Genomic DNA, 20,413 nt, shown 5'->3' with positions numbered 1-20,413 from the left:
GCCGGTTTTTAACTCTTTACTGAACGACCACTAAAAACATTTTAAATGCTTCAAGGGCGTCCACACTGTGGGGAATGCCTTTTGGCATAATAATCATTTCGCCTGTGCTGACAGCCTTCTGCGGATCGTCACCAATGGTGATTCCTGCTTTTCCGTCCATGACATAGAGCAACGCGTCACCGCCCGCCACATGGGTACTCAATCCCTCGCCCTTGGGAAATGAAAAAGCTGTAATACTCAAAGCATCATTCTGGGCAAGAGTTCTACTTTCCACTCTTCCCTTGGCATAATCAACCAAATCTGCCAGGGCATGCACTGTTCTTAAATCTATATTTTTAAAACGTTCCTTCATCGTAAGTACCTCCATTTGTTTTACTGTTTTTAATATACACCCTTTTTCACAATAAATCCGTGACATTCGCAACATTTAAGCGAAGCTTAAACAGAAAAACCCCCGGATCACGGCGACCCGGGGATTTTAAAAAAAGGAAAAGTTGGGGGAGTAAGTTTTATTAATTTAAGTAAGAGGTATGTGTGTACAAAAATAATTATACCCCTGTCAGAATGTTTTAATCATATCCGTAATCTAAATAATTAAATTTTTCTTCTTTTTAAAATGAACGCTTTCTTCCGGCGTCAGGTTATCGACCTCTTTCAGCATTTGCTCAAGGATATTGTCAATCAGTCCGTCTACATAAAAAATATCCAGATTACGTCTCTTTTGTTCCTCTGTTATCTTCATTTTTTCTCCTTTTATCCAAAAATCCTGTTCTGGCTTGTCTCAGATGTACTGGTAAACAAGCTGAACATAGAACATATTCCCATATTTATAGCGCCATCCGCCATTTGCTTTCAGGGCAATAGGGTTTAGATAGGTCACTTCTTCACCACCTGATTTCTGTCTGGCGTATTCCTCTGCCAGCTCAACGGTGTAGGTACCTCCGTTTTCCGCGACAAAGTCAAGAAATTCATCGCCGAAATTGTAAGCCTGCACGACGGTATTAAAATCGCAGCCCTTTTCCGCAGCAAGCCTCACCAGCTTTGCAAAATAGCGGCAGCCCTGGTTGATAGACTCCTCTGTTTCAAGGCTATTTGGCGGCAGCCCCAGTGACTCGCTGGACTGCATCACGTCCTCGTGGTTACCTCCGGATTCTACCTGCATGACCGCCAGCAGATAATCCGTATATTCTTCAATCCCATACTCGGCAGCGTACTGCGCGACCACAGGCCTGTATTCAACAACCGCTGACGAAAGCACCTCTTCCTGGGCCGCGTCATTGTTTTTATTTCCTCTTCCAGCCATAAAGCTGCAGTTAAGAAGAAGGACCCCTGTGATCACCACGATCCCCCAGATAAGCGGTCTGAACCGTTTTTTCTTTCTGGCACGCCTTCTTTTCTTCATAAATTTAAAGTCCCTTTCAAAATAATGTTCAGACACTATTCTAATCTTTAAATCTTATATAAGAATTAATTTAAGCCTTCTATTAAATGTAAATTTAATAAAATTGTGCTGAGTACTTTACTCCTAGGCTGCCAGGTGCAAATAAAAAAACCCGAACCCCAATCAGACACTGGGTTTCAGGCATCTTCTTTACTATAATGGAGCGGAAGACGGGATTCGAACCCGCGGTCCCCGGCTTGGGAAGCCAGTGCTCTACCACTGAGCCACTTCCGCTTATACTACTGTTACTGTCTTTTCTTATACTTATATCACTGAAATACGTCGCACATGAGCAACTGCATATAATATTACTCTTTTACCTTGAAAATGTCAATAATATTTCAAAAAAATTTATGGACGGGCATAAGTAAAACCGATGTTTCATTATTTTCTTTTAGGATATATTAATGCAAAGGTGTGCTATAATGCCATTAAGAATTTAATAAGGAAGTGATTTTTTATGAATGGGCAAATCTTTAACCCGGTTCCCTTCGAAATAACCATGGAGACTTTAAACGACGCTTTGAAGCTTCGGAATCGCAAACGGCTTTTAAATCAGGCGCAGCTCCTGCTGGATCAGACCAATGCTGCCGCAGTGCCTAAGGCGCTGGTCATTCCCGGCTCTGTCGATAAAAAAACGGAAACGCAGATTGTGATCAACGGCGCAGCCTTTACCAGTCCAAAGCTTATGGCAAACCTGGATGAGGGTGATGCCCTCTACGCGTACATTGCGACCTGCGGCACTGAGATTGACGCTTATGCTGCTTCCTTAACGGATCAGATGGATCTTTTTATGATTGATGGCATCATGAACCTTCTGGTTGGCGCCGGAAAGGCTTTTGTATCGGAGCAGGTAAGCCGTGCTGTCGGCTGGCCCAACATTTACGACTATGTTCCTGGCATGGGTGAAGCATGGCCAAAGGATGAACAGGTTAAACTTTTCAACCTATTTGGCAGTTATCCGGCCGAAATCGGGGTTTCAATGGAGGACGCGGCCTTTGTCCTGCCCAGAAGATCCACCATCGGTATTCTGTCAAAAACGAAGTAATTTGCCAAGAGCCTGTGAAGGCTCTTTTTTAAATCTTGAATTGTCAAGTCAAGTGCAACGTTATCGAATAATAGATCTCATAAGGAGTTTTAAACCCTAGACACTTTCGGGGGCGTTTGTTGAGCTCATCCACTTTGTTTTGTATAGACGAATCGGTTACTTTACGTAGGTCAATTCCCTTAGGAAAGTATTCACGAAGAAGCCCATTCGTGTTTTCATTTGTTTCACGCTGCCAAGGGTGGTGTGGCAATGGAAAATAAAACGGAACCTGATTCAACGCCTCCGATATTTCACCGTGTCTGGCAAATTCCTTACCTCTGTCGGGTGTAATGGAAAAACAAGGCTGTCCGGTCAAGCATTGAATCATTGTATCACGCACCTCAACAGAAGCTTTCTTTTCGGCCTTTTGACTAAGCAGAAAACGACTTTTCCGGTCGGCAAGGGTTACCAGGCAAGGGCCGGCTTTCTTACCAATGACGGTATCGGCTTCCCAGTCGCCTAATCGGCATCGGGTGTTCGCTTCTGCCGGTCTGTCTGCAATCGCATGGCTGATGGGGATTTTACCGCGTTTTTCAAGATGATCTTTTGTTTGCCGTGTTTTGCCTCGATGCCTGAGTTGACGGATGGCCCTGCGATTCCCATGAGACGCACGTTGCTCTTTGGTGTCGAACATTCCTGCATAAATCGCCCGATAGATTGTCGTATAACTGACCGGTCGATCCGCGTTTTCCAATGAAAATCTTCCTGCAATTTGTTCGGGTGACCACTGATGCTTAAGAAACCGATCACGGACATATTCATACAAGGCAGGATCAGATAGTTTTAATTGAGGTTTACATTGCTTTCTTCGACGGACATAAGCCGCCTGCGCGGCACTTGGAGAATAGCTGCCTTTGTTAGAATTGCGAGCCAACTCACGCGAAACCGTTGACTTGTTTCGTCCAATATTGTTTGCGATAAAGCTTAACGAATAATTTTGAGCGTAAAGAAGATATATCTTTTCGCGCTCAGATGGTGTAAGATGTTTATAATGACTCATAGCGCCTCCTGGTATTTGGATGTCTTTGCAAACTCCATTTTACCAGAAGCTATGGGTCATTATTTATTCGTTGCACTTAGATTGTATATTCAAGACAAAAAAGCCGCTGTATCAGCGACTAAAATTCAAGGTTGGAGGTGCTACCCAGAATCGAACTGGGGATAGAGGTGTTGCAGACCTTTGCCTTACCGCTTGGCTATAGCACCTTAAAAATGGAGCGGAAGACGAGATTTGAACTCGCGACCCTCGCCTTGGCAAGGCGATGCTCTACCACTGAGCCACTTCCGCTTATTAATCTATTAACACTGTCTGACCACTTAGTGATTAAAGTGGTGCCCAGAGGCGGAATCGAACCACCGACACGAGGATTTTCAGTCCTCTGCTCTACCGACTGAGCTATCTGGGCCTACTGTTTATCATACAGCTGTCAATGCTTCCCACTTATAAAATCCTTTATTCTGCCTGACTAAGCGATTCGCACCAAATCAAAGATTTGGACTCTCTGCTTATACCGACTGAGCTATCTGGGCTTGCATAAACTTGCAGCGACGAGTATTAATTATACTGTCTCAAGTTAATGTTGTCAAGTACTTTTTCAGAAAAAAATAAATACTTTTACGTTTATGTACTATAAAAATGGCGACCTGGAAGAGACTCGAACTCTCGACCTCCAGCGTGACAGGCTGGCATTCTAACCAACTGAACTACCAGGCCGCAGTACATAAAAAATGGTGGTCGCTATAGGGCTCGAACCTATGACCCCCTGCTTGTAAGGCAGGTGCTCTCCCAGCTGAGCTAAGCGACCATCAACTTGAGTACGTGCATTATTATACGGCAGCACGCACTCTTTGTCAACACTTTTTTCACACAAATTTTAAAAAATTTGAAATTATTTTTTTTCGGCCACAAACTGGACGCGGTCGCATTCGTTGCTTCCCTGCAGGAAAGTGCCAAAAGCGTAGATTTTAATATTGATAAAGCCCGCGTTCTTGAGCATGTGGTAAATTTCTTCTACTGTATAAATATACTGGCTCTGGCTTTCATCGTAACGGGAGTAGCGGCCGTCCTCCTCTTTTATGAAGAAGGAGAGGTCATAGTCCATACGCCCGGCTTCAAAGTCCGGCGAATTTTCCCATACACAGTAGACATTGTCCAGGTCATAGACATAGGTATTGTCCTTAATAACCTCTTTAAACTTAACTGGGGTGTTGATGTCAAAAAGGAGCAGTCCGCCGCTTTTAAGGGCATCCTGGCTGCAATAAATGAAGTTCTGAACCCCGTCCTTGTCGGGCAGGTAGTTGACGCTGTCACAGCAGGAAACTACCGCGTCAAATTCTTCGCCGATCTGAAAATTACTCATATCTCCCATAAAGAACCGGACATCTCCCAGGTTCTGTTCGGCGATTTTTTCATCCGCGACGGTCAGCATTTCCTCAGACAAATCCACAGCGGTTACTGCATAGCCCTTTTGGGCCAGCTCGCTGGTAATGTTACCGGTGCCGCATCCAAATTCCAGCACGCTTTTCACTTCATTTTTCGCATTGAGCAGCAGGCGGAACACGTAATCCCCCCACTGCTTATAGTCGATTTCGCGCATCAGGTCGTCATAGACCTGTGCAAATTTCTCATACATTCTGTTTTCTCCTCACACTCTTTTTAAAGGGTGTATTCTCCCGCTTTGGTAAGAATATTCATATAAACCTGAAGTCCTCTCAGAAGAACCTTTTCGTCAAAATTAAATCCGTGGGTATGGAGGTTCTGGGTATAGCCCTTCTCCTTACTGCCGGAGCCAAGGCCCATAAAAACACCGGGAATGGCTTTCCGATACATGGCGAAATCCTCAGCCAGCATCACTTTTTTAAACAGCTTCTTTTCATCTGCCTCACCGCACAGGGGCCAGATCTGGTCGAACAGGGCCTCACTATTGATCACCGGGGGGTACATATCGACAAACCTGATCTCAATCCTGCAATGGTACATCTGCTCAATACCCCTGGCCATATCCACCATACGCTTTTTCATGGCCTCCTGGACATCCTCTGAGAATGAGCGCACTGTACCGGAAAGGCTGACCTTATCGGCAATAATATTCATTCGGGTACCGCCGTTTATGGTGCCGATGGACAGCAGGGCGCTGTCATTGGGGCTCACCGTCCGGCTCACGATTTTCTGAAGGCCCGAAACGTAGTCAGCAGTAGCTACAATGGCGTCAATCCCCTGGTCCGGGTCGGCCGCGTGGCCGCTTTTTCCCAGAATATCAATATAAAATTCCGAGGTCATTGCCATCATCGGCCCTGGGGTGGTGCTGATGAGCCCTTCCTCTACAAAGGGGAACAGGTGGTAGCCAAAAACAGCTTTGACTTTGTACTTTTCAAGCACGCCGCTCTCAACAATGGGGCCGGCCCCTCCCGGTCCCTCCTCGGCGGGCTGGAACACCAGCAGCGTGTTGCGTACTCTGGCTTCTGGGTGCTCCTTTAAATACCTGGCGACCAGGAGCACCATGCTCATATGGCCGTCGTGGCCGCAGGCATGCATCATCCCCTCATGCTCGGAGGCAAAATCCACCCCGGTTTCTTCCACTACGCCCAGACCGTCCATATCGGTACGGATAGCGATGGTCTCATCCAGCCCGTTCAGGCTTGGGATAAACAGGACAACGCCGGTATCGCAGACCTTCTCAGGGCTATAACCCAGCTTTTCAAGATAGTCCATAATAAACGCCTGGGTTTCACGCTCATTAAAGCCCGTTTCCGGGATTTTATGTAAAGCCCGCCGGAGGCTGACGGCTTCCGGCTCACAGGCTTTGATGGCTTCAGGAAGTTTTTGATAAAAGTCAACTGCCATAAAATCACTCCTTTTTTTAAAGATTAAGCATAATTATATATTAAAGGCCGGGATAACACAAGCGCACACCGCCCCCCTCGGCCATTAAAAAAGATGACGTGTCAAAACGGTACGTCATCTTTTCTGTTAAGCGCTTCGGATACGCTCGATGTGCAGGGCCAGGTAGCTGACCTCCTTTTCGGTAAACTGCTCGCCCAGCTCATGGGACAGCTTTTCACAGATTTCTCCGGCCACCTCAAAAGCATAAGCGCATTTTTCCTTTGTAAACTCAATCATATCGCTGTTGAGCTTCTCATTATTGTGCACCCGGGCCAGCATACATTTAATATGGTATAAAAGCCGGTTGTAGGCAAAGGAGCCCATGTCGATCCTGACGCCGCATTCCTTCTCAATCCGCTCGATGCTCTCCCGGATGATCACCGGAATTTTGAGCGACTGGGAAACCTGTGTGTCGCTGAGGGCCGAGTGAATGTACAGGGTAATGTAGCTGACCTCGTCGTCGGGAATGCTGTAGCCGGTACGCTCGCGGATGATCTCCCGGCCCTTTTCGGCTATGGCATACTCTTCCTCAAAAAGCAGGCGGATATCCTCCGAAAAAGGGTTGGACAGATCCATCCGGCTGTTCATTCGGACAATGGAAAAGGCGATATGGTCGGCCAGCGGCAGCAGAATATTGGTATCCACAGCTTTGAATTTCTCCTCGGACAGGCGGATAATATCATTGGCGATTTCCAGATAAACCGGATTGACTGCGCTGATGAGCTTGTCTGAGGGGCCTTTGCTGGTTTCCTTTTGCAGATGGTATTTTTTAACGCTTTTCGGGTCCTCAAAGGGCTGGTTGACTTTTTTATTAAAGCCCACGCCTTTCCCCAGAAAGATGACCTCCTCCTTGCGTCTGAGGTCAACGGCCAGAACCGCGTTGTTATTTAAAACTTTTTTGACACAGTACACTCGGTGTGTCCCCCCTTCTGTATCTTCTCACAGAGCTGTAAAAAGGAAGGCCTTTCCTATTATAAAGAGCCTTCCTTTTGTCGTTCGCTGATGGTCTTGTTTTAGCTTTCTATCCTATTATACACTTATCCGTCAATTTCGACAACATCCATATCAGTGGTCACGTCGCCTTTTGCCAGAATCTTCATATCCTTGCCTGCCGGCAGGCCGGTAAAGATCATGGGCACCGCCGCGGACGGGACGTTGGCCTCGATAAAGGGCAGGTCGATGGTCAGGAGCAGATCGCCGCGCTTGACCGTATCGCCCTGCTCAACGTGCGGGGTAAAGCCTTTGCCGTCAAGATTGACGGTGTCAATGCCCACATGGATAAGCAGCTCTGTACCGTCGGCGGATTTCATCCCGATGGCGTGGCCTGTTGGGAACAGCACCTCGATGGAGCCGTCACAGGGCGCGTGTACCTCGGAGCCGGTCGGGAATACCACAATGCCGTCGCCCAGCATTTTCTGGCTGAAGGCGTCGTCCGGGGTTTCCTCGATACTGGCAACGCGGCCGTCGATGGGGCTTGAGAAAAATTCGACAGTGCCGTTCTTTTCGGCGGCTTCTGGTGTTTCTCCGGCCTTTGGCGCTTCGGCTTTGGCCACATCCAGTGACAGGTTATCCGCTTCCGGCGTTTCCAGGAATTCTTCAAGGTTTGACTTGATATTCGGTACGGTCGGGCCGTAAATGACCTGAACGCCCTGGCCCTTGATAACCACGCCGGCCGCGCCGCTCTGTTTTAAAAGGTCTTCCTTAACAAGAGATGAATCCTTGACCGTTGTACGCAGACGGGTGATACAATTATCCAGATCCTCGATATTTTCCTTACCCCCAAGGCCCACTGTGATCATGGCTGAAACAGGGTCGCTGACGCCTGCGCCAGGGCTGCTTTCTGCGCCGCCGCTGTTCTTTCTGGCGTCGACGTCGGCCCGGGTGTAAAGCTTGGTTTCTTCATCGTCATCCTCACGGCCTGGTGTTTTCAGGTTGAACTTCTTGATCAGGGTTCTGAACAGTATCCAGTAAATAAAGAAGTAAGCCACGCCCACCAGCACAATATTGACCCAGTGGGTCTTGTCATTGCCCTGGAGAATACCGAACAGGAACATATCAATGAGGCCGCCGGAGAAGGTCATCCCAACCCCAACGTTTAAAATGTGCATGAGCATATAGGAGAGCCCGCAGAGCACACAGTGAATAATGTATAAGAACGGCGCCACAAACAGGAAGGTGAACTCAATGGGCTCGGTAATCCCTGTCAGGACAGCCGTCAGCGCTGCGGACAACAGCAGGCCGCCAACGAGTTTGCGTTTTTCTGGTTTGGCGCACTGGTACATCGCCAGAGCTGCGCCTGGAAGCCCAAAGATCATGAACGGGAATTTACCGGACATAAAGCGTGTGGCCTCTACGCTAAACTGGGTCACGTTGCCGCTGGCCAGCTGGGCGAAGAAAATATTCTGGGCTCCTTCGATCATCTGCCCGTCCACGTTCATCACACCGCCGACGCTGGTCTGCCAGAACGGGATATAAAATACATGGTGCAGGCCAAAGGGAATGAGGGCACGCTCGATAAAGCCGTAGATAAAAGTGCCGATGTAGCCGGAGTTGATGACCACATTGCCGATGGCGTTGATGCCGATCTGGATATAGGGCCATACAAAGAACATTAAAACGCCCACCACCAGGTAAACCAACGCAGTGATGATTGGGACAAAGCGGGTGCCGCCGAAGAAGGAGATCACAGACGGCAGCTTAATGTTATAAAATTTGTTGGTTAAAGCCGCTGCGCCAAGCCCAACGATGATCCCGCCGAATACCCCCATCTGCAGGGATTCGATCCCGACGGTGCTCGAGATGGAGCCAGACGGCAGCAGGCGGCTGGCCACAATTTCCGTAAAGGGCTGGTTCGCGGCTAAGGCGGCGGCCCGGGCGGTTTCGTTAGCGGCCGCCAGGGTTTCCGGCGAATAGGTGCCGGTCAGGCCGATCAGGGTGCTGATAACTGTGTGCATGATGAAGAAGCCGATAACCCCTGCCAGCGCGGCAACAGCCTTTTCCTTCTTCGCCATGCCGATGGCCACGCCGATGGCAAAAATAATGGGCAGGTTGGCAAAAATAACATTCCCCGCCTCACTCATGACCGTTAAAATGGTATAGGCAACGGTTCCCTCGCCCATGACACTAGTGAGCCCATAGGACTCCAGCATCACTTCATTTGTAAAGGAGCCCCCGATCCCCAGCAGCAGGCCCGCTACGGGAAGAAGGGCAATTGGCAGCATGAAGGCGCGGCCTACACGCTGCAGAACACCAAAAATCTTGTCTTTCATTTGTTTCCTCCTCATTTTGTAATGGTGTCAGGATTTGTACATGTTGGAAATAAAGACCTAATGCTATCGGATAAAACGATAACAAGCTTCTCAGGTTATATACCCAATTTTATAAGCTGGTCTCATTTCGGGCAACAAAAAAGTCATTAACTCTCAAAAAACTGTAACAAACAGTTCTTTGACAGTTAATGCCTGCATAACCAGTAACACACCATCGGTACAAATTATTTAACTACCACTATCATACGGCACTGTTAAGAATCTGTCAAGCTTTTTTTATGAAAATAATGTCTGCAAATTTTACATTATTTTAAATTTTTCTGTTTCTTTTCCTGTATACATCTGGTACAATAGGGATTACAAACTAATAAGTAAAGATAGAGGCGCGTTTTTAAAGAGTAACTGCCAGGATTACGACAGGGTAAGAGGAATGGCGGCCAAAGGGAAAAACGCCGAAGGGTCCGGTACTGTCAGCCGGCTTCCTGGGGTTATTGTGAAGAACAATAATACTGTCATCGAAAGATGGAGTGCTGTCAAAACTGCAAACTCGATACATTTTAGTCCTTCCGGACTCTGGCCCCCAGGGCTTTTGCGTTTTCCGGAATCTGTAACTTTTTGCAATTTTATAGCTGGTATCTTTACTGGCTTTTTTTATTATATTTAATCAAAGGAGGATTTCTCGATGAAATCATACAACGTTGCTGTGGTCGGCGCCACTGGCATGGTCGGTCAAAAAATGCTTCAGGTACTGGAAGAAATGAAATTTCCAGTGAATAATTTATATCCTATGGCTTCTGCCCGCTCCAAGGGTAAAACCGTCAAATTCGGCGATAAAGAATACGTGGTTGAGGAGCTCTGCGACGAGGCCTTTGACAAGGATATTGATATTGCCCTGTTCTCTGCCGGCGGCAGCACCAGCGAACGCTTTGCCCCTGCCGCTGCCAAGAGAGGCGTTATTGTCATTGACAACAGCTCTGCTTGGCGCATGGACCCGGAAGTGCCGCTGGTTGTGCCGGAGGTAAATCCAGAGGACTTAAAAGGACATAAAAACATCATTGCCAACCCAAACTGCTCTACCATCCAGGCCATGGTCGCCTTAAAGCCCATCTATGACAAATACGGGATCGACCGTATCGTCTACTCTACCTACCAGGCCGTTTCCGGCTCTGGCGTCAAGGGCTACAAGGATCTGGAGGAAGGCGTAAAGGGCGCCGAAAACCAGTTTTACCCACACCCCATCGCCTACAACTGCCTGCCCCATATCGACGATTTTCTGGACAACGGCTATACCAAGGAAGAAATGAAAATGGTCAACGAAACCCACAAGATCATGCATGACGACAATATCCGGGTGACCGCTACCACAGTGCGTGTTCCGGTTTACTACGGCCATTCCGAAAGCATTAACGTTGAAACCAAAAAGTCTTTTGAAATCGAGGATGTCAAGGCCCTTTTCAAGGACGCACCAGGCTGTGTCCTGAGAGATGACCCTGCCAACAATGTTTACCCGCTGGCCCGTGAAGCCGAAGGCACCAATGACGTCTATATCGGCCGTATCCGCCGCGATTTCAGCATCGACAACGGCATCAACTTCTGGTGTGTTGCCGACAACATCCGCAAGGGCGCAGCTGCCAACGCGGTACAGATCGCTTTCGCCTTAATCGAAGAAGGCTTAATTTAACACTTTCCGGCCCCGCGCCGGATAAAATACTGAGGAGGAACTATTATGTCCACTATTTTTACAGGAAGCTGTGTGGCTCTGGTCACACCATTCAGGGACAACAAGATTGATTTTGACCGGTTCAGAGAGCTCATTGACTGGCACATCGAAAATGGCACCGACGCCATTCTGGTGGCCGGAACCACCGGCGAGACCTCAACCCTCACCGATCAGGAGCATCTTGATCTGCTGCGGGTTGCCGGCGAACATATCGCCGGACGCGTTCCCTACATTGCCGGTACCGGCAGTAATGATACCGCCTACTCCATCATGCTCTCAAAATACGCTGAGGAGCAGGGTGCGGACGCGGTTTTAGTCATTAACCCCTACTACAACAAATCCACCCAGAAGGGGATTTACGTACACATTAAGGCCATTGCCGACGCCATCAAGGTGCCGATCATTGTCTACAATGTGCCCAGCCGCACCGGGGCCAACATCAGTGTGTCCACCATGCAGAAGCTGGCCGAGATCCCCAATGTCCAGGCGGTCAAGGAAGCCAGCGGCGATATCAGCCAGATCACAGAAATTGCCCGCACCTGCGGCGACAAGCTGGATGTTTACAGCGGCAACGACGACCAGACCCTGCCTATCCTTTCTGTGGGCGGCAAGGGTATTATCTCCGTTTCTGCCAACATCATTCCAAGGGATATGCACGACCTGGTAGCCACCTTTATGGACGGCGATGTGGACAAGGCGCGGAAAATGCAATTTGACACCAACCTGATTAACCTGGCCATGTTCTATGAAACCAACCCGATCCCGGTTAAAACCGCCATGCGGCTGCTGGGCACCGATACCGGCGAAATGCGCCTGCCCCTGGTTGAAATGGAAGAGGCCAATAAGGCGCGTTTGGTTGAAGCCCTGAAGGAATACGGACTGCTTTAATAAGGCGGTGCATAAAATTTAATAAAAGAGGTACTCCCCTATGCTAAATATACTCTTATCCGGCGTCGGCGGCGCCATGGGGCATATGCTCCAGACCATTATCGGTGAAGATCCGGACTGCCAGATTGTGGCAGGTTTTGACATCAACACCGATCAGGATACCCCCTTCCCTGTCTATTCCGATTTAAGCCAGTGTGCGGAAAAGGCGGATGTCATCATTGACTTTTCCCACTACAAGGCCTTTGACAGCGTCTTTGGCTATGCCAGAGACACCAGAACCCCCATCGTCATCGCCACCACCGGCCTCTCCGAAGCGAACCTGGCCGATATTGAAGCCGGCTCAAAGGAATTTCCGGTTTTCAGAACAGCCAACATGAGCCTGGGCATCAACCTTCTGGCAAAAGCCCTGCGGGATATGGCCGGTGCTCTGGAGGACGGCTTTGACATTGAGATTATCGAGAAACACCACAATAAAAAAGCCGACGCCCCCAGCGGCACCGCGCTGCTCCTTGCCGACGCGGTAAACGACGGCCTTGAAAATAAAAAGGACTATACCTTTGGCCGCCACGGCAGAGACTGTAAGCGGAAACCCCAGGAGCTGGGCATCCACGCCGTCCGCGGCGGCACCATCCCCGGCGAGCACACGGTGTTATTTGCCGGCAACGATGAACTGATCGAAATCCGCCACACTGCCCTCTCCAAAAAAGTCTTTGCAAGCGGCGCAGTGACCGCGGCCAAATACCTTGTAGACCAGGCTCCTGGCCTTTTCAATATGGAAATGCTGATTGACAATTAAACCACACGAAAGGATTTAACATGACAAACGAAGAACTGAAAAAACAATTTGATTTAAACGACCCATACCAGATCGCAAAATACATTAAGGCCGTCGAGAAATCCACGCCGGTAAAGGCCTATGTCCGCGGCTACCTGAGATCGAGCGACCTGGCTGGCTACGAATATTATGGCGATCCTTCCGCCTGCATGATCATCGGTGAGGCCGGTGAGATCAGCGCCCTTCTGGACGCCAAGGCAGGCTCAATCTCTTCTGTCCGCATCGAATGTGACCGCCGCAACTCGGCCATTCCGCTGCTGGACTTAACCGAGGTGGACGCCCGCATCGAGCCCGGCTCCTTTATCCGCGAGGGCGCGCACATTCACAAAAACGCTGTGGTCATGATGGGTGCCGTGATCAATATCGGCGCGGTTGTGGGCGAGGGCACCATGATTGATATGAACGCTGTGCTGGGCGCGCGTGCTACCATTGGCAAGAACTGCCATATCGGGGCGGGTGCTGTGGTTGCCGGCGTGCTTGAGCCACCGTCAAAACAGCCGGTCATCATTGAGGACGAAGTTCTGATCGGGGCCAACGCCGTTATCCTTGAGGGCGTCAAAATCGGTAAGGGCGCTGTGGTTGCCGCTGGTTCGGTAGTGACAGAGGATATCCCTGCCGGCGTTGTGGCCGCAGGCTCCCCTGCCAAGGTCATTAAAGACAAGGACGAAAAAACCGAGGATAAAACCGAATTACTCGACGATTTGAGAGGTTAGGTTTCCGATGAGCATCATTGTCCAAAAATACGGCGGTACCTCCATGGGGACCATCGACCGTATTAAAAATGTCGCAAGACGTATTATTAAAAAAAGAGAAGAAGGCAATCAGATGGTCGTGGTGGTTTCTGCCATGGGCAAAAGCACCGACGAGCTCATCAAAATGGCTTACTCCATCAGCGACGCGCCGCCGAGACGTGAGCTGGATATGCTGTTAGCGACCGGCGAGCAGGTCTCGATCTCCATGCTGTCCATGGCCCTCAACGCCATGGGCTACGACGCAATCTCCTTTACCGGCCCCCAGGTGGGCGTCCACACTATGGGCCACCACGGGAAATCCCGGATCATGGATATTGAAACCCGGAAAATCGAGGATGCCCTAAACGACGGCAAGATCGTTATTATCGCAGGTTTCCAGGGGGTTAATGAAAATGACGATATCACCACCCTGGGCCGGGGCGGCTCTGACACCAGCGCGGTTGCCCTGTCCTGTGTGTTGGAATGCCCCTGCGAAATCTACACCGATGTGGACGGCATCTACGGTGTGGACCCGCGGCTGTACCCGCCGGCTAAAAAGCTGAGCACAGTAAGCTTTGACGAAATGCTGGAAATGGCCAGCCTGGGCGCAGGCGTCATGCACGCCCGCGCCATCGAGCTGGGCAGCAAGTACAACGCGGAAATCTATGTGGCATCCAGTATTCACGACGTGCCCGGTACTCTCATTAAGGAAGGTGACAGCAACATGAGCCCTATGGAACAGCAGGCCATTACCGGCCTCGCCATCGACAACGACGAGCTGATGGTGTCTCTCAAGAACGTTCCCTTTGATATGAACATTACAGCCCAGTTCTTCTCAGACCTGGCTAAAAAAAGCATCAACATCGACATGATCAGCCAGACCGCTCCGGTCTACGGCGCGATCAACATTTCCTTTTCCGCCCCCATCGAGGATCTGTCCGAGCTGCGGAAGATCCTGTATGATTTCATGGAAAAATACCCTCAGGTGGAAATGGACATCAACAAGGAAATCTCCAAGCTTTCTGTTGTGGGCATCGGCATGCGCAGCCAGTCCGGCGTTGCGGCCAAATTCTTCCAGCTTTTGGCCGACAACAATATCCCCATGCTCATGATCACAACCTCTGAAATCCGCATTTCCTGCGTGATTCCATCCGAACTGCGGGATACGGCTGTCATGGCCACCGCCGACGCGTTCGACCTGTAGGAGGCCCTTATGACGACCACCTATATGGAGAGCCACAGTGTTGACGGCCTGACCGTTGACCACAAAAACCTCATGATCTCGCTGAAGAAAGTGCCGGTCAATTCCATTATCCTGACCCGCTGCCTCAGCGAGCTGTCAGACGCCGACGTCAATGTCGATATCATCACCCAGACCGCGCCGGTCAAAAACGCCTTTGACGTTTCCTTTATTGTCCTCGAGCGCGACCTGGAGAAGGTCAAGGACATCGTAAACGCCCTTGGCGAGGAATACCCTGAAATTAAAATCACCATCAATAAGGATATTACACGCCTGTCCGTCTCAGGCATTGGCATGCGCACCCAGTCCGGGGTCGCCGCCAAATTCTTCCAGGTGCTGGCCGACAATGACGTCCAGATTCTAATGATCACCACCTCCGAAATCCGTATCTCCTGCATCATCAAGATCGAGGATACCGAGAAAGCGGTCGCGGCCACGAAAGAGGCCTTTGACCTGGAGGACTGAAACAGCTTTGAGATGGCGTTCCAAAACGACACGCCGTCTCAAAGTGTCAGAAAACCTAAGAGACGAAGCCTTTTACCTAAGAAAGAAAAAAGCGTCCTGCAGGCACTGCCCCAACACCTGTATCTTCTTCACTAAGGTTGATGTTTTATATCGGCAATGTCCGGCTGCTCGAGTAAATCGTTATGAATCCCGGCCGTTTACTCAGCGCCTGGACCTTTTTTCTTGTCTGGATAAAAGACGCAGTATCGGGGCTGCGTCACTTCCTCAACAGCCTGAGATGGCGTGCCAAAACGACACGCCGTCTTTTTTTATGCTCTCTGGACCAGTCCCTGTTTTTTTAAACAAAAGCGGGTTTTATCCCCGATTATTTAAGTTTTCCATTGTATAATAAAAAGCACTGTGAAATATTCAATAAAATCAGAGGTGAAAATAAATGCGTGAAAATTTATCTGCCAGAGGCAGTCTGGACGACTGGATTGACGCTTCTGAGGAGGCACTCTGGAACGCGGGCTTTGAGCGCGTGGAGGTGGATGAACATTTTGACCGCCTCGCCGCTGATATCGGCGAGAACGGTTATCTCGATATTAATTTTCTGATACAGAACGACGGACGGGTACGACTGGAAATCGACGCCTCCGACAAGGCGCTGATCGACCAGTTTAAATCCTCGGTGGCCCGGGTTATGCAGGGCGGTGGCAATGGTGAAAGCCGTTCCGGCAGACGTGACAGCCGCGCAGGGAGCAGCCGCTATGCGGACGAGGGAGAAGCCGAGGCGGATGACGGTAATTCCGGCAGCCAGGGCAACAAGGGCAAGCGCGGTAAAAAGGGCCGTTCCGGCGGGCGCGGGCTTCGTATGCCCGGCGGCAGACGTTCGGGTGATCCCTTTTATGCCCGCACCTGGTTCATCCTGCTCATGCTGGTGCTTGTACCCCCGCTCGGCATTTTCCTAATGTACTGCTATAAAAAGTTTGGGCTGATTCCAAGAATCCTTTTAACCTTGATCGCCGTACTCTACACACTGCTGATCTGGCTCGGACTTTTTGGCATCAACACAGGGATCAACCAGGAGACCATTAACAGCTGGCTCCAAAATGGGCAGTCCCAGATTACAAGGCTCATCAACAATCAGAAAAACAGCAGTCCCAGCCCGTCTGCCACGCCGTCTGCAACCCCCAGCACGAACTCGGACAGCAGCACCACGACCTCTCCGGGAAGTGGCACAGACAGTGGCTCTGACGCCGGCGGCGGCTCCAACTTCATCAAAGACGCCATCAATTCCATTCTCCCCTCACCCACTGCGGACGGAGAAAGCGAATAAAAAACAGGGCCTCAGGGCGGCATTTATAAAACAGTATGGGTATTGTTTTCGGGAAACGGCGCAGCTTTGTCTGCGCTGTTTTTTCGTTTTACATGTTTGTTTGGCTTGTCATGCGCGACAGCCTGCTAGCCTTCATATATCATCGCTATCTCCTGTATTCTGCGCTTCATTTCCGCGCGGACATGCGGCGGCTCTAAGCACTCGCATTTATCCCCAAAGCTAAACAGAATACCGTAGTGGTATTCGTTCTCTATGAAAGGGAAGCTGACAATATAGTGCGCGTCACCATCTGGTAAAAAATCTTCATAGGCGCAAAAATCAAGTACCCTGTCCATCACAGATTTATGAATACGGATTTTGATTTTTGTTTGCATATTCGTCAGAATATTATCAAAATCCAGCTGTGGTTTTTGATACTTTCGTGGTGTAAAAGTTTCCTCCTGCATTTGCAGGTTTGACATGCGGGATAGCCTGAATAAGCGGTAAGCCTCTCTTTTGTGGCAATACCCTTGTAAATATCAATGACTGCTTTTTAATACAAGCTGATATGGCTCGGCGGTTCGAGCGGTTTTGTTTCCATGATGCGCTATATATTCAAAGGTCAGAAGCCTGCTTTCCTGCATAGCGGCTTTGATAATTTCCAGGTTTGACTGTATGTTCCCGTTCCCCATCCACAGACTCAGGTCTATGTTTATTTGATTTGCTTTTAATTCAATGTCTTTCGCTCTGTCGGCTGGGATAAAACTTCTGACTTTGGCAAGCGCGTGTACCAGCTCATCCCCCCGTACCATACCCGAAAGACTGGAAAGCCCCATCAGGAGGGCCGAAAGGTCATCAGCCGAAAAAACCTTTTTATCAACCTTGTATTCCGGCATGATTTCAAAGCCGCCGCCCACTCCTGATGTCGAACGAACAGGAATACCCGCCATGTTGATCGCGTCGACGTCGCGGTAGATTGTGCGGGGGGAAACCTCAAACATATCTGCCAACGCCTGGGCGCCGATACGCTTTTTATCAAGAAGTATCATAATAATGCTAACAAGTCTGTCCACTTTCATTGGTTAGCCGCCTTTCAATTCGATTGTTGCCACACTGTTGTCAACAATGACATGGTACAATAAAAAAGCAGACAAATCAATAAGACAATGAAATTGGAGGAAATTTATGTTTACAATTTATGTTTATGTTCTTGATACTTTGGCGGACTGGGAATTAGGGCATGTTATTTCGGAGCTGAATTCCGGTCGGTTTTTTAAAAAGGACGCACGACGTATATCGCTCAAAACGGTAAGCTATTCTAAAGCGCCAATCCATACAATGGGCGGGCTCACAATCCTGCCCGACTGCTTAATCGAGGACATTGTTGTGGGTAAAACAAGCCTGCTACTGTTGCCGGGCGCAGACACCTGGAACGACCCAAAGCATGGGGCTATCCTCGAAAAAGCAAGCGAATTTCTCGCTTCAGGCGCTATGGTGTGCGCCATCTGTGGTGCTACCGCTGCCCTTGCCAGCTTTGGCTTATTGGATAAGCGCCCGCATACCAGCAATGGGCCGGGATTTCTCGAAATGGTTTCTCCCGGCTATAAGGGGCAAAGCTATTACATCGACAAACCCTCTGTATCGGAGGGCAATCTTATTACTGCCGCCCCTACCGGCGCTTTGCTGTGGGCAAAACAAATCATTGAGCATTTAGGCGTTTTTCAATCAAACACGCTGGAAGCCTGGTATGAATACTTTAGCACCGGGGAGCCTGAGCATTTCTTTGCCCTCATGCAAACTTTGCCGTCTGGCGATGGAAATGGAAGCCTATAAAAAACAGCTTAATTGCCTGTAGAAATGGCAATAAGCCTTCACAAAAATAAAAAAAGCAGGCGTATCGCTGTATCGCTAAAACAATACGCCTGCTTTTTCCGCCCTGTATGGCAGCTGCTCTGTTTCAGGCTCCTTTTGTGAGGGCTTTTTTTACTCCTCAGCCCTTTCCATACGTTTATCGTAGATCAGGCGGATAATGGCAGCGATAAAAATCGTCAGAAAACAGACGGCCAGAACCGCGTGCTCGCCGTAATCGGTAATGGCGCCTGCTTTAAAAGGGGGCTCGTTGTGACTGATGAGGAGAACCACATTGGCCAGGGCCACCAGCCCAAAGACGACCACAAAGAAAACCTGGCGGTCCTTACTCAGATAAACGCCCCGGATGTTCATCTCAACCGTACCGATGGTAATGGGCACCATGATCAGGATAATGCCAGCGATGAATTTGTCCGGCCAGGCAAAGCCCGCGTCCTCAATGATGCCATTGATAAAAACACAGATCCCCATGATCACCATAATATGCTTGCAGATGCTTCCCCGGATAATCTGCTGCCGCTCGTCGTATTCCTTACACAAATTAAACATTTTATAATCCTCCTGTCGTTAAATCCTTTATGCTCACTCCGCTTCTTCCCAGAAAAGCTCGTCCAGTGTTTTCCCAAGCACCCTGCAGATCGCAACGCACAGCTTGATGGTAGGGTTATAGTCCCCTTTCTCAATGGCGTTCATGGTCTGCCGGGTAACGCCGACCGCCTCGGCCAGGTCTTTCTGGGTCATATCGAGGGCGGCCCTGGCAGCTTTGATCTTTAAGTTCTTCCCCATTGTGTCACCATCCTTTACACCCTTATTCTAAACCTCGCCCGACAAAAAGTCAAATATATTTTACTTTTTATCTTGTAAATTTTAATTACATACCTCCTATTCATCAGAGATCTTTATTTGCATAAGAGACATCATAGGACGACGCAATTTTTTATGTAATTCTTTCTTATTTTTATGCCTCCTTCAGAAAATATAACGGATTACAGCTATTTTTTTCACACCACCACCACCCCGGCAAACACCTGCCTCATCACAAATCCGATAAACTGGTCGATGGTCATATCGCCCGGAGTCTCAAGCCAGCGGGTTATGGCTGCCAAAAGTCCAGAAAGGTAAAACTCCGACAGGAGGGACTGCTCCTGGATAGTAAGGGTGCTGGTATCAAGAACATAGCGGTTAAGCAAAGGCCAGATAAGCTCCTTAAGCCGTGTAACGAAGGTAGGGTCACCGTGATCGCTGAGAAGTACAGACATATAGGCCGAGTACTGCTGGGACAGCTTGACAATTAATCCCATATGCCCCGCGAAATCCAGGCCCTCTTTCTGGGGCAGATTATCATGGATGAGAATGCGTATAGCCTCCAGCAGTTCCTCCTCGATCTTGCTAAAAAGGTCGTAGACATCTTTATAATAAAGGTAAAAGGTACCTCTGTTATACCCGGCGGCATCGGTTATCTCCTTGATAGTTATCTTTTCAATAGGCTTTTCTTTATAAAGACCCCAGAACGCTATTCTGAGTTTTGCTTTGGTCTGTTCAGTAACTTCGGGTTGTTTTCTCATGGAATCGTCTCCTTTTTTCGTAATCATAGCACAACAACATGTTGTGTTCAACATTTCCGCTTATTTTGTTTATTGATGCCGCCTGGTTTAAGCTCTATAATAAAGATAAAGCACTAAACACTA

Annotated in this window: 20 protein-coding genes, 6 tRNA genes, 1 pseudogene and 1 riboswitch; of the genes and pseudogenes, 9 read left to right on the top strand and 18 right to left on the bottom strand. The window is 49.1% G+C overall.

The window, feature by feature from the left end; genetic code table 11:
• Positions 1–16: 16 nt before the first annotated feature.
• From B2M23_RS10405 to B2M23_RS10395, 4 genes are all read right to left on the bottom strand, one after another.
• Positions 17–352, bottom strand: a complete 336-nt coding sequence (locus B2M23_RS10405; RefSeq protein ID WP_038352578.1) for a cupin domain-containing protein — start codon at positions 350–352, stop codon at positions 17–19.
• Between the two features lie 234 nt (positions 353–586).
• The gene (locus tag B2M23_RS21175; RefSeq protein WP_167617856.1) at positions 587–742 is read right to left on the bottom strand and encodes a hypothetical protein; all 156 of its coding nucleotides are present in this window, start codon (positions 740–742) and stop codon (positions 587–589) included.
• A 39-nt stretch (positions 743–781) separates the two neighbouring features.
• Positions 782–1,402, bottom strand: coding sequence for a lysozyme family protein (locus tag B2M23_RS10400; protein ID WP_052237277.1), 621 nt, complete (start codon positions 1,400–1,402; stop codon positions 782–784).
• A 198-nt stretch (positions 1,403–1,600) separates the two neighbouring features.
• Positions 1,601–1,675: transfer RNA gene (locus B2M23_RS10395), tRNA-Gly, on the bottom strand.
• Between the two features lie 226 nt (positions 1,676–1,901).
• Between B2M23_RS10395 and B2M23_RS10390 the strand changes: the two genes are divergently transcribed.
• Positions 1,902–2,489, top strand: coding sequence for a hypothetical protein (locus B2M23_RS10390; RefSeq protein WP_038352579.1), 588 nt, complete (start codon positions 1,902–1,904; stop codon positions 2,487–2,489).
• A 43-nt stretch (positions 2,490–2,532) separates the two neighbouring features.
• On the opposite strand, the gene B2M23_RS10385 is transcribed toward B2M23_RS10390, so the two are convergent.
• From B2M23_RS10385 to B2M23_RS10340, 10 genes are all read right to left on the bottom strand, one after another.
• Positions 2,533–3,528 (bottom strand): IS30 family transposase, encoded by a 996-nt coding sequence (locus B2M23_RS10385; RefSeq protein WP_038352580.1) that lies wholly within the window; start codon positions 3,526–3,528, stop codon positions 2,533–2,535.
• A 132-nt stretch (positions 3,529–3,660) separates the two neighbouring features.
• Positions 3,661–3,734, bottom strand: a tRNA-Cys gene (locus B2M23_RS10380).
• A 7-nt stretch (positions 3,735–3,741) separates the two neighbouring features.
• Positions 3,742–3,816: transfer RNA gene (locus B2M23_RS10375), tRNA-Gly, on the bottom strand.
• A 42-nt stretch (positions 3,817–3,858) separates the two neighbouring features.
• Positions 3,859–3,934, bottom strand: a tRNA-Phe gene (locus B2M23_RS10370).
• Between the two features lie 231 nt (positions 3,935–4,165).
• Positions 4,166–4,242: transfer RNA gene (locus B2M23_RS10365), tRNA-Asp, on the bottom strand.
• 15 nt (positions 4,243–4,257) lie between these two features.
• Positions 4,258–4,333: transfer RNA gene (locus tag B2M23_RS10360), tRNA-Val, on the bottom strand.
• 84 nt (positions 4,334–4,417) lie between these two features.
• On the bottom strand, positions 4,418–5,161 hold the full coding sequence (locus tag B2M23_RS10355) for a class I SAM-dependent DNA methyltransferase (RefSeq protein WP_038352581.1): 744 nt from the start codon (positions 5,159–5,161) through the stop codon (positions 4,418–4,420).
• A 23-nt stretch (positions 5,162–5,184) separates the two neighbouring features.
• Positions 5,185–6,372 carry a M20 metallopeptidase family protein gene (locus B2M23_RS10350; RefSeq protein WP_052237278.1) on the bottom strand — a complete coding sequence of 396 codons (1,188 nt, stop codon included), beginning with the start codon at positions 6,370–6,372 and terminating at the stop codon, positions 5,185–5,187.
• 126 nt (positions 6,373–6,498) lie between these two features.
• A complete protein-coding gene (locus B2M23_RS10345; protein ID WP_038352582.1) occupies positions 6,499–7,323 on the bottom strand; it encodes a PRD domain-containing protein in 825 nt (274 codons plus the stop codon).
• Positions 7,324–7,448: 125 nt separating this feature from the next.
• On the bottom strand, positions 7,449–9,680 hold the full coding sequence (locus B2M23_RS10340) for a PTS sugar transporter subunit IIABC (protein WP_038352583.1): 2,232 nt from the start codon (positions 9,678–9,680) through the stop codon (positions 7,449–7,451).
• A gap of 370 nt (positions 9,681–10,050) precedes the next feature.
• Positions 10,051–10,221, top strand: a riboswitch (Lysine riboswitch).
• Between the two features lie 141 nt (positions 10,222–10,362).
• Here B2M23_RS10340 and B2M23_RS10330 point away from each other — a divergent pair.
• The 7 genes from B2M23_RS10330 to B2M23_RS10300 all read left to right on the top strand — a co-directional run bounded on the left by B2M23_RS10330 (position 10,363) and on the right by B2M23_RS10300 (position 16,877).
• A complete protein-coding gene (locus B2M23_RS10330; protein ID WP_038352585.1) occupies positions 10,363–11,361 on the top strand; it encodes an aspartate-semialdehyde dehydrogenase in 999 nt (332 codons plus the stop codon).
• A gap of 45 nt (positions 11,362–11,406) precedes the next feature.
• Complete coding sequence (dapA, locus tag B2M23_RS10325) at positions 11,407–12,288, top strand: 4-hydroxy-tetrahydrodipicolinate synthase (RefSeq protein ID WP_038352586.1); 882 nt, start codon at positions 11,407–11,409, stop codon at positions 12,286–12,288.
• A 40-nt stretch (positions 12,289–12,328) separates the two neighbouring features.
• Positions 12,329–13,084 carry a 4-hydroxy-tetrahydrodipicolinate reductase gene (gene dapB / locus B2M23_RS10320; RefSeq protein WP_038352587.1) on the top strand — a complete coding sequence of 252 codons (756 nt, stop codon included), beginning with the start codon at positions 12,329–12,331 and terminating at the stop codon, positions 13,082–13,084.
• A 20-nt stretch (positions 13,085–13,104) separates the two neighbouring features.
• Positions 13,105–13,836 (top strand): 2,3,4,5-tetrahydropyridine-2,6-dicarboxylate N-acetyltransferase, encoded by a 732-nt coding sequence (dapD, locus tag B2M23_RS10315; RefSeq protein WP_038352588.1) that lies wholly within the window; start codon positions 13,105–13,107, stop codon positions 13,834–13,836.
• 7 nt (positions 13,837–13,843) lie between these two features.
• Positions 13,844–15,058, top strand: a complete 1,215-nt coding sequence (locus B2M23_RS10310) for an aspartate kinase (RefSeq protein WP_038352589.1) — start codon at positions 13,844–13,846, stop codon at positions 15,056–15,058.
• 9 nt (positions 15,059–15,067) lie between these two features.
• Entirely contained in the window at positions 15,068–15,559 is a 492-nt protein-coding gene (locus tag B2M23_RS10305; protein ID WP_013381533.1) for an ACT domain-containing protein, read from the top strand.
• Between the two features lie 433 nt (positions 15,560–15,992).
• Positions 15,993–16,877 carry a hypothetical protein gene (locus B2M23_RS10300; protein WP_038352590.1) on the top strand — a complete coding sequence of 295 codons (885 nt, stop codon included), beginning with the start codon at positions 15,993–15,995 and terminating at the stop codon, positions 16,875–16,877.
• Between the two features lie 125 nt (positions 16,878–17,002).
• On the opposite strand, the pseudogene B2M23_RS10295 reads toward B2M23_RS10300, so the two are convergent.
• Positions 17,003–17,935 (bottom strand): annotated as a pseudogene (locus B2M23_RS10295) (helix-turn-helix transcriptional regulator).
• Positions 17,936–18,041: 106 nt separating this feature from the next.
• On the opposite strand from B2M23_RS10295, the gene B2M23_RS10290 reads away from it, so the two are divergent.
• Positions 18,042–18,689 (top strand): type 1 glutamine amidotransferase family protein, encoded by a 648-nt coding sequence (locus B2M23_RS10290; RefSeq protein ID WP_038352591.1) that lies wholly within the window; start codon positions 18,042–18,044, stop codon positions 18,687–18,689.
• A 150-nt stretch (positions 18,690–18,839) separates the two neighbouring features.
• Here the strand turns inward: B2M23_RS10290 and B2M23_RS10285 are convergent, their stop codons facing one another.
• The 3 genes from B2M23_RS10285 to B2M23_RS10275 all read right to left on the bottom strand — a co-directional run bounded on the left by B2M23_RS10285 (position 18,840) and on the right by B2M23_RS10275 (position 20,290).
• Positions 18,840–19,274, bottom strand: coding sequence for a hypothetical protein (locus tag B2M23_RS10285; RefSeq protein ID WP_038352592.1), 435 nt, complete (start codon positions 19,272–19,274; stop codon positions 18,840–18,842).
• Between the two features lie 33 nt (positions 19,275–19,307).
• Positions 19,308–19,511, bottom strand: a complete 204-nt coding sequence (locus B2M23_RS10280; RefSeq protein ID WP_038352593.1) for a helix-turn-helix transcriptional regulator — start codon at positions 19,509–19,511, stop codon at positions 19,308–19,310.
• A gap of 215 nt (positions 19,512–19,726) precedes the next feature.
• Positions 19,727–20,290 (bottom strand): TetR/AcrR family transcriptional regulator, encoded by a 564-nt coding sequence (locus B2M23_RS10275; RefSeq protein ID WP_038352594.1) that lies wholly within the window; start codon positions 20,288–20,290, stop codon positions 19,727–19,729.
• Positions 20,291–20,413: the final 123 nt, after the last annotated feature.

It is taken from the genome of Eubacterium limosum (genome assembly GCF_000807675.2).
In the GTDB taxonomy this organism is placed as follows: domain Bacteria; phylum Bacillota; class Clostridia; order Eubacteriales; family Eubacteriaceae; genus Eubacterium; species Eubacterium limosum.
The sequence above is the reverse complement of the archived record's forward strand: the minus strand, read 5'-3'. Positions and strand labels throughout refer to the sequence as shown.

What these genes read in the sequence shown, in the direction of transcription:
- B2M23_RS10405 (WP_038352578.1), bottom strand. Translation starts at nt 352, where the DNA reads ATGAAGGAACGTTTTAAAAATATAGATTTAAGAACAGTGCATGCCCTG.
- B2M23_RS21175 (WP_167617856.1), bottom strand. Translation starts at nt 742, where the DNA reads ATGAAGATAACAGAGGAACAAAAGAGACGTAATCTGGATATTTTTTAT.
- B2M23_RS10400 (WP_052237277.1), bottom strand. Translation starts at nt 1,402, where the DNA reads ATGAAGAAAAGAAGGCGTGCCAGAAAGAAAAAACGGTTCAGACCGCTT.
- B2M23_RS10390 (WP_038352579.1), top strand. Translation starts at nt 1,902, where the DNA reads ATGAATGGGCAAATCTTTAACCCGGTTCCCTTCGAAATAACCATGGAG.
- B2M23_RS10385 (WP_038352580.1), bottom strand. Translation starts at nt 3,528, where the DNA reads ATGAGTCATTATAAACATCTTACACCATCTGAGCGCGAAAAGATATAT.
- B2M23_RS10355 (WP_038352581.1), bottom strand. Translation starts at nt 5,161, where the DNA reads ATGTATGAGAAATTTGCACAGGTCTATGACGACCTGATGCGCGAAATC.
- B2M23_RS10350 (WP_052237278.1), bottom strand. Translation starts at nt 6,372, where the DNA reads ATGGCAGTTGACTTTTATCAAAAACTTCCTGAAGCCATCAAAGCCTGT.
- B2M23_RS10340 (WP_038352583.1), bottom strand. Translation starts at nt 9,680, where the DNA reads ATGAAAGACAAGATTTTTGGTGTTCTGCAGCGTGTAGGCCGCGCCTTC.
- B2M23_RS10330 (WP_038352585.1), top strand. Translation starts at nt 10,363, where the DNA reads ATGAAATCATACAACGTTGCTGTGGTCGGCGCCACTGGCATGGTCGGT.
- dapA (WP_038352586.1), top strand. Translation starts at nt 11,407, where the DNA reads ATGTCCACTATTTTTACAGGAAGCTGTGTGGCTCTGGTCACACCATTC.
- dapB (WP_038352587.1), top strand. Translation starts at nt 12,329, where the DNA reads ATGCTAAATATACTCTTATCCGGCGTCGGCGGCGCCATGGGGCATATG.
- dapD (WP_038352588.1), top strand. Translation starts at nt 13,105, where the DNA reads ATGACAAACGAAGAACTGAAAAAACAATTTGATTTAAACGACCCATAC.
- B2M23_RS10310 (WP_038352589.1), top strand. Translation starts at nt 13,844, where the DNA reads ATGAGCATCATTGTCCAAAAATACGGCGGTACCTCCATGGGGACCATC.
- B2M23_RS10305 (WP_013381533.1), top strand. Translation starts at nt 15,068, where the DNA reads ATGACGACCACCTATATGGAGAGCCACAGTGTTGACGGCCTGACCGTT.
- B2M23_RS10300 (WP_038352590.1), top strand. Translation starts at nt 15,993, where the DNA reads ATGCGTGAAAATTTATCTGCCAGAGGCAGTCTGGACGACTGGATTGAC.
- B2M23_RS10290 (WP_038352591.1), top strand. Translation starts at nt 18,042, where the DNA reads ATGTTTACAATTTATGTTTATGTTCTTGATACTTTGGCGGACTGGGAA.
- B2M23_RS10285 (WP_038352592.1), bottom strand. Translation starts at nt 19,274, where the DNA reads ATGTTTAATTTGTGTAAGGAATACGACGAGCGGCAGCAGATTATCCGG.
- B2M23_RS10280 (WP_038352593.1), bottom strand. Translation starts at nt 19,511, where the DNA reads ATGGGGAAGAACTTAAAGATCAAAGCTGCCAGGGCCGCCCTCGATATG.
- B2M23_RS10275 (WP_038352594.1), bottom strand. Translation starts at nt 20,290, where the DNA reads ATGAGAAAACAACCCGAAGTTACTGAACAGACCAAAGCAAAACTCAGA.